Here is a 13,279-nt window from a genome sequence, read left to right on the forward strand (position 1 = left end):
GGGCCGGCACCACCTTTCCACGGCACAGATTGTTAAGCTTGCCGCCATGGCCGGCCCACGCCGGCGGCGACACGGAGTGGCGTATGCGCGTACTGGTGATCGAAGACAACAGCGACATCGCGACGAACATCGGCGATTACCTCGAAGACCGCGGCCATGTGGTCGACTTCGCCGGCGACGGCGTGACCGGGCTGCACCTGGCGGTGGTCAACGATTTCGATGTGATCGTGCTGGACCTTACCCTGCCGGGCATGGACGGCCTGGACGTGGCGCGCAAGCTTCGCCACGAAGCGCACAAGCAGACCCCGGTGCTGATGCTCACGGCGCGCGACGCGCTGGAGCAGAAGCTCACCGGTTTCGAATCCGGCGCCGACGACTACATGACCAAGCCGTTCGCGCTGCAGGAACTGGCCGCCCGCCTGGAAGTGCTGGCGCGCCGCGGCAAGGGCCCGCAGAGCCGCGTGTTGAAGGTGGCGGATCTCACCTACAACCTGGACACGCTCACGGTCACGCGCGACAGCAAGTCCATCCAGCTCAACCCCATCGGCCTGAAGCTGCTGCAGGCGCTGATGGAGGCCAGCCCCTCGGTGGTCACCCGCCAGGACCTCGAACAGCGCGTGTGGGGCGAGGAATTGCCCGACAGCGACAGCCTGCGTGTGCACATCCACGGCCTGCGCGCGGCGATCGACAAGCCCTTCGACAAGCCGCTGATCCATACGCGGCACGGTATCGGATATCGCATGGTCGACCCGGATGCGGTCCAGACGTAAGCTGCGGTTTCGCCTGGTCCTGAGCTTTGCGCTGTTCGGTTTCGGCCTAAGCGCCCTGTTTGCCTTCGCGGCGCTCAACATCCGCGAGCGCGTCGAAAACCAGCTCATCACTTCGGCCTTGCAGGACGAAGTGGACCGTCTCAATGAGCAAGTCCTGGCCCATCCGGACCGGGCGCCTTCGTTCGACATCGTCAAGGCGGCGTCGTGGAGCGACCGCACCATCTACAAGGCGCCGCTGACCTGGCAGAACCTTGAGACCGGCGTGCACGACATGTACGAGACTGGGCAGGACGGCAAGTCGCGTCATTACAAGCTGGCCGTGCGCCGCAAAGATGGCGTGATCAGCTTTGTGCAGTACGACGTCTCGCGCGACGAGCTGGGCAAACGGCAACTACTGTACAGCGTGATCGGCAGCGTGTTCCTGTTCGGCCTGCTTTCGCTGGTGCTGGGCATGTGGCTGTCGCGCAAGGTGCTCAAGCCGGTGACCCAGCTGGCCCAGCGCCTGCGCGAGTTCCGCAAGAACGGCAAGGCCGAGCCGCTGGCCCTGCACTTCGCCGACGACGAAGTCGGCGAGCTCGCCCTCGCGCTGGACGAATACGCCAACCGCCTCACCTCGATGGTTGAGCGCGATCGCGAGTTCAATTCCGACGTCAGTCACGAGCTGCGCACGCCGCTGGCGGTCATCGCCAGCACCACGGAGCTGCTGCAGGGCTCGCCGGACCTCACCGACAAGCTGCGCGAACGCCTCAAGCGCATCGAGCGCGCCTCGCGCCAGGCTACCGAGCTGATCGAGGCGCTGCTGCTGCTCTCGCGCGCGGAACGTCGCGGGCCGACCCGCGGCGAGACCACCGACGTTGCTAAGGTGGCTTCCGACGTCATCGAAAGCCAGCGCCCGCAGATGCGCGACAAGCCGTTGAGCGTGGACTTGCTGGTGAATGGGTCGCTGAGCATCAACGCGCCGGCGTCCGTGCTCGCGGTGGCACTGACCAACCTCATCGGCAATGCCATCAAGTACACGCTCGAGGGCCAGGTGACGGTGAAGGTCGACCAGGACCGCATCGAGGTGATCGACACGGGCCCAGGCATAAAGCCGGAGGACGCCGAGCGTCTGTTCCAGCGCGGCGTGCGCGGCGAAGGCGCGGGCGGCAGCGGCGCGGGGCTGGGCCTGGCCATCGTGCGCCGTCTGTGCGAGCTCTATGGCTGGGACGTTTCCATGCGTCCGCGCACCGATACGAACGGCGCCATCGCAAGCATCGTCTTCCAGTAATCCCTTTTGGCCTCGGCGCTCGTTGCGGTCATTTCACAGATGTGAATTGCGCATTTCATGGCGACTGATAATGCGCCAATTGGAGTGGGCATTGACGCGATTTTCATGCTTTTGAAAATCTTCTGCATTATTTCCCGTCTTCGTTGACGAATCCTTCGCCATTAACTTCTCATTTTTTGGCGAAGCCTTGTTGCGCTGCACAAGGTGTGATCTGAAGCACATTTCGCCTAGTGGACAAGCCGCCGTTCAGGCATGGACACTCCCAGCCGGGAACGGGGCAGGGAACGGCTCTGGCGCATGTCAGAAACGCAATGCGGAATCCCCCCATTCCGTTGTCGAGCGTCATCCAGCAACTCGGTCGCAGCTAATGCCGAATGCCTGAAGAGGTATTAGGCCGGGGGCTGTCTGCGTCAAAAAAGAGTGTCACGCGGGTTTAGAGAACGCGGCCGGCATCGGCCGTGGCGGTACCGTTCGGCCGGATGATCCGGTGATTTTCGATGCATTGCCGCGCTAATGGCGGCGGTTAATGCGTGCCTGTTTTCCGCGGTGCAAATGGACGCGTGCGGCCGTGCGGCCGCAAGGGGAATGGCGATGAATGACGAGCGCGACGATGTACTGCCTTTGACCACTGCCCAGCGCGGCTTGTGGGTGAACGACAAGATCGGCGCCGACGGCGCGATCATGAACATCGCTGAGGCCGTGGATATCCGGGGAGCGATCCAGCCGCCGCTGTTCCGCCAGGCGTTGTACCGGCTCGTCTACGAAGCCGGGATGATGCGCGCCAACGTGATCGAGCGCGATGGCCGGCCGCAGCTGGTGATCCGACAGGTCTACGGAGGCCAGTTCCCCTACTTCGACATGAGCGGCGAAGCCGACCCGCGCGCGGCCGCGGAAGCCTGGATGCGGGAGGAGTACTCGCGCAACCCCGATCTGGAGCAGGACCCGCTGTGGGTCAGCGTGCTGTTCAAGCTCGCCGAGGATCACTACCTCTGGTACCAGCGTGCGCACCACATCGTGCTGGACGGTTTCGGCGGCGGCCTGCTGGCACGTCGGCTGGCCGAACTGTATACGGCGCTCGTCGCGGGACAGGAGCCGCCACCGTGCGCGTTCACGCCCGCCAGCACTGCGATCGACATGGAGACCGCGTACCGCGAGTCGGACCGCTTCCGTCGCGACCGCGAATACTGGGGCGAGCAACTGGCCGCCTTGCCGGAGGCCGTGACGCTGTCGCGGCGCCAGCACCGCCCCGGACTGGGCGATCGGCTGTGCCGCAGCACGGGTTACCTGTCGCCGGAAACGACGCAGCGGCTCGCCGAGCTTGGCAAGGCCACGGGCGCCAGCTTGCCGCAGGTGCTGATCGGCCTGGTCGCGGCGTACTACCACCGCGTCACAGGCGCCGAAGATCTGGTCTTCGGCATGCCGGTGTCCGGGCGGCTCAACGCCGAGGCGCGCCGCGCGCCGAGCATGTTCGCCAACGTGGTGCCGATCCGCCTGCGCTTTACCCGGGACATGGCGGCCGGTGAGCTGTTCGAGCAGGTGTCGCGCGTGGTACGGCAAGCGTTGCGCCATCAGCAGTACCGCTACGAAGACCTGCGCCGCGACCTGGGCCTGATCGGCCAGGGACGCAGCGTCGCCTGGCTCGGCATCAACATCGAGCCGTTCGACTATCAGCTCGATTTCGCCGGGGCGGACACGTCCTCGCATAACCTCTCGAACAGTTCGGCCGAAGACCTGATGGTCTTCATCTATGACCGCGGCACCGGCGCCGGCCTGCGTTTCGACTTCGACGCCAACCCGCTGCTGTACGACATGGCGGAGCTCGACGAGCACCGCCGCCGCCTGTGCCGCCTGATCGAAGGCGTGCTGGCCGACCCCGAAGCGCACCTGCGCGACATCGACCTCCTGGGCGACGAAGAACGCCATCGCCTGCTCGTGGCCTGGAACGACACCGCCGGGCCGGTCGAAGCACTGAGCGTGCCCGCTCGACTCGCGCGGCAGGCCGCGCTGACGCCGGACGCGCCCGCCGTGGTTTTCGGCGACACGGTAGTGAGCTATGGCGAGCTGCACCGGCGCAGCCTGCGCCAGGCGCGGCAGCTGATCGCCGATGGCATCAAGCCCGGCGACATCGTGGCCGTGGCGCTGCCGCGCAGCGAGCAGTTGCTGATCGTGCTGCTGGCGCTCATGCGCGCCGGTGCGGCTTATCTGCCGATCGATCCGGAAGGCCCGGCCGAACGCACGGCCATGGTGCTCGACGACGCCGCGCCGATCGCCGTGATCGCCACGGCGCCGATTCACGAGCGCCTGGCCATGGGCGGAGGTGCGCAGCTGCTGCCAGAGCAATGCGACACGCTGGCGGAGCACGAGCACGAGCCGGACTTCAGCGATCCGGAGGGCACCGCCTACGTGCTCTACACCTCCGGCTCGACGGGGCGTCCCAAGGGCGTGGAGGTGACGCACGGCAACCTGGCCAATTTCCTGGAAGGCATGGCGCGGCAGCTCGAACCCGCGCGCAGCGACCGTTTCCTCGCCGTCACCACGGTGACTTTCGATATCGCGGGCCTGGAGCTTTACCTGCCGCTGACGGTGGGCGCATGCGTGGTGATGGCGGATGGCGGCGCCGCACAGCAGCCGCTGGAGCTGGCGCGGCTGATTCGGCGCAGCGGTGCGACGCACGTACAGGCCACGCCCTCGCTGTGGCGCATCCTGCTGGCCAATCCCGAGACCCGGCTGGACGAGGTGCATGCGCTGGTCGGCGGCGAGGCGCTCGGTGCCGAACTCGCCGCGCGGCTGAAGGGCGCCGCGGCGCGGGTGACGCAGTTCTACGGTCCCACTGAAACCACCGTGTGGTCGACGGCCTACGAGCTGGAGGAGATCGGTTCCGGCGCGCCGCCGATCGGGCGCCCCATCCTCAACACCCGCCTGTACGTAGTCGATGCGGCGCGGCGGCTGGTTCCGACCGGCGCCATCGGCGAACTGTGCATCGGCGGCGCCGGTGTGGCGAAGGGCTATCTGCATCGCCCGCAATTGACCGAAGAGCGCTTCCCGCTCGATCCCTTCGCCGCCGACGGCAGCCGCATGTACTGCACGGGCGACCTGGTGCGTTGGCGCGACGATGGGTTGCTCGAATTCGTCGGGCGCGCCGACACACAGGTGAAGATCCGCGGACACCGGATTGAACTGGGTGAAATCGAGAACGCGCTCGCCAGACATCCGGCGGTGGCCGCAGCGGCGGTGGTCGCGTGGCCGGACGCCAGCGGCATGACCTTGGCCGCCTACGTCGTGCCGCGTGACGGCTCGACGCCGGAACCGGGTCAGCTGCGCGCGTTTCTCGCCCGCCGCCTGCCCGAACCCGCGCTGCCGTCCGGCTTTACCGTGCTGGACGCGTTGCCGCTTACGCCCAACGGCAAGCTCGATCGCCGCGCGCTGCCCGCGCCGGATCGCGGCGCGCGCAGCGCCTTCGTCGAGCCGGGCACGCCGCTGGAACGCAAACTCGCCGAACTGTGGCAGCGCCTGCTGCACGTCGAGCAGGTGGGATTGCACGACAACTTCTTCGAGCTCGGCGGCGATTCCCTGACCGCGGCCGAGATGGCCGCGGGCTTCCCGGCCGAATTCGGCGTCGAACTGCCGTTGGGCGCCCTGTTCGAGGCGCCAACGATCGCCAGCCTCGCAGCGTTCGTCGAGCGGCTCGCCGGCGGCAGCGACGATCCACTGAGCGAGATGGTGGTGCTGCGCGCACCGCCACGGCTGCGCGAGGTCGGCAAGGCGCAGTCGCGGCCGCTGTTCTGCATCCATCCGATGATGGGATTGAGCCTGGGCTTCGCCGGCCTGCTGCGGCACCTGGATCCGTCCGTGCCGGTGTACGGCCTGCAGTCGCGCGGCTTGCGCGGCGACCTGCGGCTGCCAAGCAGCATCGAGGAAGTCGCCGCCGATTACCTGATGCAGATCCGGCGCATCCAACCGGAAGGGCCGTACCGCCTGGTCGGGCGTTCGTTGGGTGGTTTGATCGGCCACGCCATCGCCGAACGTCTGCTGGCGATGGGCGAGCGCGTGGAGCTGCTGGCCATGATCGACAGCTACCTGTTCGCTCCGGGCGAACGCTCGCGTCCGCGCGAGGAGGCGAGGGAGGTGCGCGCCGCGCTGAGTTTCCTGGGGCTGCACCAGTACGCGGGCGAGCACGCGCCGCAGACGCTCAAGGAGCTCGCTTCGCTGCTGCTGCACAGTTACAACGCGCGTTCGATCCCGCTGGTGCAGGAGATCGTCCGGCAGCATCCGCAGTTCATCGAGCACCTGTTCGCGGTGATGCGCAACAACCTGGAACTCGCGCGGCAGTACACGCCGCGCCGGGTGAATCTGGACTTGCTGTTCTTCCGCGCCACGGAAAGCGAAGGACACCTGGACGGCATCCTGGACCACCGCCCCTCGGCGTGGCGGCCCTTCATTGGCTGGCGCATCGAAGTGCACGAGCTGGCCTGCCACCACGAAGCGGTTCTGGATCCGGCGCCGGCGGCGCAGATCGGCGCGGTGCTGCGGCATCGCCTGTCAGACATTCCGGACGAGCGCATGCCGCTGGCACCGCTGTTGGCGGAGGCGCAGCAAGACCTGGCGGTCGCCTGAGCTCGTCATGCACCGACCCATCGTCATCTTCACCATCGGCACGCAGGGCGACGTGCGGCCCTGCGTGGCGCTGGGGCAGGGGCTGCGCCGCGCGGGCTATCCGGTGCGCATCGCCACCAGCGCCAACTTCGCCGGGCTGGTGCGCCAGGCGGGGCTGGAATTCTTCCCGCTCACCGCGGACTTCCAGGCCATGCTGGAGTCCGACCGCAGCATCGCCGACCAGGGGCTGGACCTGCGCGCGATGGCGCGCATCTTCCGCGAACGCTATGCGCAGTGGGCCGAACACTGGGCGGACGAAGGCATGGCGGCGAGCGAGGGCGCGGGCCTGCTGATCGGAGTGAGCAACAGTACCTTGCTCGCCAAGGCGCTGTCGGAACGGCGCGGCCTGCCATTCGCGATCGCGCGGCTGCAGCCGCTGACGCCTTCGCGTCTGCTGCCGCCAATGGTGCTGGCCGGCACGCGCGAACGCCTGCCGGGCGCGCTGAGCCTCGCCGCGCATCAGCTGTTGTGGCTGCTGGTGTGGCATGTGATGCGGCCGGCCATCAACGACATCGTGCGGCCGCGGCTGGGCCTGCCGCGCTATCGATGGCACGGCCCTTACCTCGGGCGCGGCGCGCTGGACGCGAAGGTCATCAACGGCTTCAGCCGGCATGTGCTGCCGCGCCCTGCGGACTGGCCGGACAGCTCGCAGGTGACCGGCTATTGGTTCTTCGACCCGCCGGCCTGGACACCGCCGGCGGACCTGGCCGATTTCCTCGCTGGCGGAGCGCCGCCGGTATACATCGGCTTCGGCAGCATGGTGAGCGGCCAGGCCGAAGCGTTCACACGCACGGTGGTGGACGCCGTGCGCAAAAGCGGCCGGCGCGCGGTGCTCGCCACCGGCTGGGGCGGCCTGGAGATCGGCGAGGGCGCGCTCGACGAGCAGATCTACGGGCTGCGCCAGGCCCCGCACGACTGGCTGTTCCCGCGCATGGCGGCGGCCGTGCATCACGGCGGCGCAGGCACGACGGCGGCGGCGGTGCGCGCCGGCATCCCCTCGGCCGTGGTGCCGTTCTACGGCGACCAGCCGTTCTGGGCACGCTGCCTGCAACGCCGCGGCGTGGCGCCGCCCGCGCTGGATCGCCGCGGGCTGACCGCGGAAAAGTTGGCGGCTGCGCTGGATGTGATCGGGCACCCCGACATGCAGCGGGAAGCAGCAGCGCTGGGCCATGCCGTGCGCGCCGAAGACGGCGTGGCCGAAGCGCTGCGCCATCTGCGGCGCTGGGGCTTGCTCGGCGAACCGGATGCCGTGGAGGCCGCGCCAGAGCGGAGCGCGGCATGACGGCGCGGCGCCCCTTCGCGTTGTTCGAGCGCGGGATGTATCTGGATGGTCAGCGTCCCGTGGCCTTCGTGCTGCCGGGGACATTGACGGGCACGCTGGATGAGGCCCGCCTGCGCGCCGCTCTCGATCGCGTCCAGGCCCGGCACGCCGTGCTGCAATCCCTGGTCGAGCAAGGCGCCGACGGACGTCCCTGGTTCGTGCAGCAGGCAGCGCCTCCACCCATTCCCCTGCGCGTCGTCGAGCGCCTGGGCGAGGACGATTGGCAGGAGCAGGCGCGCCTCGAATGCGAGCGGCTGTTCGACGGAGGGCGCGAGCCGCTGGTCAGGCTCGTCTGGCTGCGCGGCCACGGACGCAGCGACCTGCTGCTGAGCTGCCATCACTGCATCTGTGACGGCCTGTCGGCGGTCGGCCTGCTGCAGGACATCCTCGCCGTCTGCGGCCGTCCAGACGCTACGCTCGGCCCGTGCTTCCCGCTGCAAGGCGGCGCTGACGTGGTGCCGCCCGAAGCGCGGAACGATCGCCGGCTGCGGCGGCGCGCGTACTGGAAGGCCAGGTTGTTCGCCTGGCTCGTGCGCCTGCAGCGGATCGGGCCGCCAGTGCAGTACGGCCCGGCGTATACGGTGCGCTGGACGATCGAGCCTGCGGCGGTGGCTGCCCTGGTCCGGCGCGGCAAGCATGCCGGCGTCGGCGTGTTCGCCGCGCTGTGCACCGCATTCATGCTCGCCTGCGCGTCGGTGCGCGGCGCCCGTGGCGTGGACAAGTTCGTCTCGCCGGTCGACGCGCGGCGCTATCTGCCGGCGCTGCAAGGCGGTGCGCTGTTCACGATGGCGCCGACCGTGCGCCTCTCCTTCCACCGCAAGGCAGTCATGACCGATGCGGACTTCTGGACGCTGGCGCGCGCGTTGCAGGACGACATGCGCCGCCAGATCGATCGTCTGGCGCCGACCGTCTACGAGCAACTGCTTGGCCTGGAACGGCTGCATCCGTTGTTCGAGCGGCTGATCGCCTACTCGCGTTCGCGGCGTGCGGGGCGTGGCGTGTCGTTGTCCTATCTTGGCCGCCTGGATGGTTCGTCGCGCGACGACGGTGGGTTCCGCCTGGAAGCGATCCATGCGCCCTCGGCCTTGCTGGAGCCGACGCCGGCGAACCTGGTCACCATCGTCGGCTTCGCCGGACGGCTGGACTTCGCCTTCATCTCCGACGAGAGCTCGATGCCGCGCGCCGATGCCGTGCGCATCCGGCGGCTGGCGATGGATTTGCTGCAGGCTGCGACTGTCTGGCCGGCGCCGGCCGCGTCCGGCGTCGGTATCCCTTCCGTGCCGGTGGAAAGCCTATGAAAAGCTACGGTGTGATCTTCGTGCTCTACCACCCCACGGAGGCCTTCCTGCGCAACCTGGAGGTCGCGGCGGCAGCGGGACGCAACCTGATCGCCATCGACAACTCGCCGCATGCCGACGCATCGCTGTACGAAGCGTTGCAGCGGCAAAGCGTGACGGTGCTGCACAACGCCAACCGCGGAGGGCTCGCCGGCGCCTACAACCGCGGCGCAGAGCTGCTGCTCCAGCGCGGCTGCGAGGTGATCTTCCTGCTCGACCAGGATTCGGACATCGGCGACGGCTTCTTCGACGCCATGATGCGCGCTTGCGAGCGCATGGAAGCACCCGCCTTCATCCTCGGGCCGAAGATCTACGAGATCCATCTGGAAAAGTTCATGCCGGTGCTGCCGCCCGGCCGGCGCTGGCCAAAGCCGGTAAAAATGCGCGAGCCGACCGAGGGCCTGTTCGAGACGCTGTTCGTGATTTCCTCGGGATCGGCGGTGTCGGCGGAAGCGTATCGACGGCTCGGCGCGTTCCGGGAGGACTACTTCATCGAGTACGTCGACGTCGAATATGGACTGCGCGCCAATAGCCAGGGCGTGCCCGTGCTCATGAATGCAGCGGTGACGATGCGCCAGACCACCGGCCACATCGAGCGGCACGGCCGCCTCTTCACCACTAATCATGCCGCGTGGCGGCGCTACTACGGCGCGCGCAACGGCGTCTTCACTCTGCGCCTGTATCGGCGGCATTGGGCTCTGCACTGGCTGGGTGGCCTGCTGGCGCTCCATCAGGCTTTCAATGTCCTGATGTTCGAGCCGCAGAAGCTTCGCAAGGTGCTGGCGGTGGCCTGCGGCTACATCGACGGACGCCGCGGCCGGCTCGGCAGCTTCGAGAGCCTGCACCCGCGCATCGCCGCGTTCTGCAAGAACCTCCCGGCGCGGAGCGGAAAGCTCGCGGCCGGTCCGTCGATCGCCGCGGAATAGACGCCATGCTGCGCAAGCTGAGCACCATCGAGAGCCTGATCGACGGCAACATCACCTATCGTCTTGCTATGGCCGGCTCGCTGTCGGTGGAGCGCCTGCGTACTGCGCTGGACCGCCTGCAGCGCAAGCATCCGGCACTGCGCATGTTGCTGCGCGAAGAGCGCGACGGACTGTATTACGCGCTGGACGCGGCCGGCCCGATACCGCTGCGCGCGGCCATCTGCACGTCCGAGCCCGTGCTCGCCCGCGAGATCGCGCGCGAGGAAGCCGCGGCCTTCGCGCCCGGCGAGCCGCAGCTGCGCGTGGCCTGGCTGCGCACGGACCGCGGCGGCGTGCTGCTGATCACGGCGGCGCATCGCATCTGCGACGGCATGAGCCTGCTTACCGTGGCGAAGGAGCTGCTGAGCGGAACCTATCGCGAGCAGCCGTTGTTGCCATATGCCGCGCTCAGTCCGCTCGACATCGCCGCGCAGTCGCCGGGCCCCGGCGAACGCAAGCAGCGCGCGGTCGCGGCGGCGATCAACGGCCTGATCGGCCTGATCCCGCCTTCGCGTCGCCCGCTGCGGCGCGATCCGGTGTGGCGTGAGTGGCGCGCGGATGCCGCACTGACGTCCGCCTTGAAGCATCGCTGTCGGCGCGAGCAGGTGTCGATGCACGCGGCCTTGCTGGCGATGCTCGACCTGGCGCTGCAAGCGGCGCTCGGCAAGCGCGCGCCCACGCGCATCGACAGCCCGGTGGATGCGCGGCGAGGCCGGCTGGCGCAGCTGAAGGACGACATGCTGTTCTTCGGCGGCGGCAGCTTCAAGATCGACGTGGGCCGCGAGCGCGGCGCCGATCTATGGGAGCGCGCACGCGACATCTATCGCGAGATGGGCGAGAAGATCGGGCAGGAACTGGAAGCGATTCCCGGCAAGTACCGTTTCTGCGAAATGCTCAGGCCGCCGTCGGAAGGCAAGGTGCGCTCCATTGTGCGGATCGGCGATGCGCTCAGCCGCAACGGTAACTGGAATCAGTTTTCCTTTTCCAACCTGGGGCCGATCGAGCTGGTGGAACCGGATGCGCCGTTCCAGCTGGAGGATTTCAGCCTCGCCGTGCGCTCGTTCGGCGTACGCATCCTCGGCCTGCTCGCCTTCTCCGTGCATGGCCGGCTGCGCTTCGTCTACGTGGGCGAGGAACAGTGCATGAGCCTGCCCCAGGTGGACGCACTGGAACACGCCTTCATGGGCCTGCTGCGGGAGCAGGCCACGCAGCGCCGGCGGACCGCCGAAGCGATGGGGGCGTTGGGGATGGCGGCGGAATAGGGAGCTGCCGCCGCAGCGCTCAGAACGTCATTCCGGCCTGCGCCGGAATGACGAATCAAGGGGGCGAAGCAGAGCCGGTATTCAGACCGGCTCCAGCCAGCCCCACTGGTCATTGGTCTTGCCGTTGAACAGGCCGAAGAACAGCTCCTGCATCCGGCGCGTCACGCGACCGGCCTTGCCCGAGCCGATCTTCTTGCCGTCCACCGAGCGGATCGGCGTGATCTCGGCCGCCGTGCCGCACATCAGCAGTTCGTCGGCCAGGTACAGGTATTCGCGCGGAATATCGCGCTCGACCACTTCGATGCCGTCCTCGCGCGCCAGCGTCATCAGCGTGTGACGCGTGATGCCGGTGAGGATCGAGGCGCTGGCCGGCGTGGTGTGCAGCACGCCATCGAACACCAGGAACAGGTTCTCGCCCGCGCCTTCGCTGAGCAGGCCCGTGTTGGCCAGCGCGATGCCTTCGCCGAAGCCCAGGCGGCGCGCCTCGCGCGCGATGAGCTGGCCGGAGAGGTAATTGCCGCCCGCCTTCGCGCCGGCCGGGATGGTGTTCGGCGCGAAGCGCTGCCAGCTCGACACGCAGGCATCGATGCCGCTTTCCAGCGCCTCCGGGCCGAGGTACGGACCCATCGGCCACGCCGCGACCGCGACGTCGATCGGCGTTTCCGCCGACAGGCCGAAGCCGCCGAGGCCGCGATACGCCACGGGGCGCAGATAGGCGGCGCCCAGATCGTTCTTCTTGATCACTTCGCGGCAGGCCGCGGCGATTTCGTCCTGCGAGTGGGGCAGGACCATGTCGTAGATCTTCGCGGACTGGTACAGGCGCTTGAGGTGGTCCGTCAGCCGGAAGATGGCGGCGCCGTCGGGCGTGGCATAGCTGCGGATACCCTCGAACACGGACGAGCCGTAGTGCAGCGCGTGCGACATCACATGCGTGGTCGCCTCGCGCCAGGGCTTGATCTGGCCGTTCTGCCAGATCCATTCGGGATACTGCTGAGCCATGTCGGTCCTCCGGAAAAATGAGCGACATGATACCCGCTGGCGGGTGGGCTCATCTTTCAGGCGCCTTGCAGCGGTTCGAACGTCCGTTCAGTCCGCGCTGCGCAGCCACAGGCAGCCGGAACGTCGCACGATGGCGAAACGCGTCTCGCGCGGCGCGCCGCTGGCATCGTCGGAGGCGGTGTGCAGCACGAGCTGGTGCTCGGTGGTCGGTGGCGGGCGATCGGCATGTTCGGTGCCGGGAATCGGCCAGGCATCGGGATCGGTGCCGGGCGCCGGGCGTTCGGCGGTTTCTTCGCCGAAATCCAGTAGCGGGCGCTGCATCAGGACGCCCAGCGCGCGGATGTCCGAAACGGCCGCGCTGCGTCCGTAGCCGCCCCACAGCATCAGGCCGGCGAGGCGGTTGGGATCGCGCGCGGCGAATGCGTCGGCCACGCTCTGGCGCAGCTCCGCGACCGTGCCGGCGCACAGGATCGGCGGCGGCAGCGACGTTGCCGGCTGCTGCGAGCCCGGCACGCCGGGCTTCGGCGGGGCCTGCACCGGCGTGGCCTGGAGCGCGGCGCAAGGCTGGTCGGTGAAGAGCGGCGTGCCGTCCTGGCCGATGCAGCGATGCACCCCGGCCTGCGCGGCGGCAGGCGGCGGCAACCAGAGGCAGAGGAACAGCAGGAGCGAGGAAGCGGGGAGCAGGAGACGCATGCCGCGCAGAAT

The 13,279-nt window shown here is 68.3% G+C and carries 9 protein-coding genes; 7 read left to right on the forward strand and 2 right to left on the reverse strand.

Annotated features, from left to right (window positions below):
• The first annotated feature begins 83 nt into the window (after window positions 1-83).
• From RKE25_RS04760 to RKE25_RS04790, 7 genes are all read left to right on the forward strand, one after another.
• Entirely contained in the window at window positions 84-770 is a 687-nt protein-coding gene (locus tag RKE25_RS04760; protein WP_311841113.1) for a response regulator transcription factor, read from the forward strand.
• Entirely contained in the window at window positions 754-2,037 is a 1,284-nt protein-coding gene (locus RKE25_RS04765) for a HAMP domain-containing sensor histidine kinase (RefSeq protein WP_311841114.1), read from the forward strand. The genes RKE25_RS04760 and RKE25_RS04765 overlap by 17 nt, the downstream gene beginning before the upstream one ends.
• A 591-nt stretch (window positions 2,038-2,628) precedes the next feature.
• On the forward strand, window positions 2,629-6,651 hold the full coding sequence (locus RKE25_RS04770; protein WP_311841115.1) for an amino acid adenylation domain-containing protein: 4,023 nt from the start codon (window positions 2,629-2,631) through the stop codon (window positions 6,649-6,651).
• Window positions 6,652-6,658: 7 nt separating this feature from the next.
• A complete protein-coding gene (locus RKE25_RS04775) occupies window positions 6,659-7,972 on the forward strand; it encodes a glycosyltransferase (RefSeq protein WP_311841116.1) in 1,314 nt (437 codons plus the stop codon).
• Window positions 7,969-9,309, forward strand: coding sequence for a condensation domain-containing protein (locus tag RKE25_RS04780; protein WP_311841117.1), 1,341 nt, complete (start codon window positions 7,969-7,971; stop codon window positions 9,307-9,309). The genes RKE25_RS04775 and RKE25_RS04780 overlap by 4 nt, the downstream gene beginning before the upstream one ends.
• On the forward strand, window positions 9,306-10,274 hold the full coding sequence (locus RKE25_RS04785) for a glycosyltransferase family 2 protein (RefSeq protein WP_311841118.1): 969 nt from the start codon (window positions 9,306-9,308) through the stop codon (window positions 10,272-10,274). The genes RKE25_RS04780 and RKE25_RS04785 overlap by 4 nt, the downstream gene beginning before the upstream one ends.
• 5 nt (window positions 10,275-10,279) lie before the next feature.
• Window positions 10,280-11,575: a condensation domain-containing protein gene (locus RKE25_RS04790; RefSeq protein WP_311841119.1), complete on the forward strand. Its 1,296-nt coding sequence runs from the start codon at window positions 10,280-10,282 to the stop codon at window positions 11,573-11,575.
• A gap of 81 nt (window positions 11,576-11,656) precedes the next feature.
• Here RKE25_RS04790 and RKE25_RS04795 read toward each other — a convergent pair whose 3' ends face one another.
• Window positions 11,657-12,574 carry a branched-chain amino acid transaminase gene (locus tag RKE25_RS04795; RefSeq protein ID WP_311841120.1) on the reverse strand — a complete coding sequence of 306 codons (918 nt, stop codon included), beginning with the start codon at window positions 12,572-12,574 and terminating at the stop codon, window positions 11,657-11,659.
• A gap of 87 nt (window positions 12,575-12,661) precedes the next feature.
• Entirely contained in the window at window positions 12,662-13,267 is a 606-nt protein-coding gene (locus RKE25_RS04800) for a DUF4124 domain-containing protein (protein ID WP_311841121.1), read from the reverse strand.
• Between the last annotated feature and the right edge of the window lie 12 nt (window positions 13,268-13,279).

It is taken from the genome of Dyella sp. BiH032, assembly GCF_031954525.1.
Lineage (GTDB): Bacteria > Pseudomonadota > Gammaproteobacteria > Xanthomonadales > Rhodanobacteraceae > Dyella_D.

What these genes read in the sequence shown, in the direction of transcription:
- RKE25_RS04770 (WP_311841115.1), top strand. Translation starts at nt 2,629, where the DNA reads ATGAATGACGAGCGCGACGATGTACTGCCTTTGACCACTGCCCAGCGC.
- RKE25_RS04795 (WP_311841120.1), bottom strand. Translation starts at nt 12,574, where the DNA reads ATGGCTCAGCAGTATCCCGAATGGATCTGGCAGAACGGCCAGATCAAG.
- RKE25_RS04765 (WP_311841114.1), top strand. Translation starts at nt 754, where the DNA reads ATGCGGTCCAGACGTAAGCTGCGGTTTCGCCTGGTCCTGAGCTTTGCG.
- RKE25_RS04760 (WP_311841113.1), top strand. Translation starts at nt 84, where the DNA reads ATGCGCGTACTGGTGATCGAAGACAACAGCGACATCGCGACGAACATC.
- RKE25_RS04775 (WP_311841116.1), top strand. Translation starts at nt 6,659, where the DNA reads ATGCACCGACCCATCGTCATCTTCACCATCGGCACGCAGGGCGACGTG.
- RKE25_RS04780 (WP_311841117.1), top strand. Translation starts at nt 7,969, where the DNA reads ATGACGGCGCGGCGCCCCTTCGCGTTGTTCGAGCGCGGGATGTATCTG.
- RKE25_RS04790 (WP_311841119.1), top strand. Translation starts at nt 10,280, where the DNA reads ATGCTGCGCAAGCTGAGCACCATCGAGAGCCTGATCGACGGCAACATC.
- RKE25_RS04800 (WP_311841121.1), bottom strand. Translation starts at nt 13,267, where the DNA reads ATGCGTCTCCTGCTCCCCGCTTCCTCGCTCCTGCTGTTCCTCTGCCTC.
- RKE25_RS04785 (WP_311841118.1), top strand. Translation starts at nt 9,306, where the DNA reads ATGAAAAGCTACGGTGTGATCTTCGTGCTCTACCACCCCACGGAGGCC.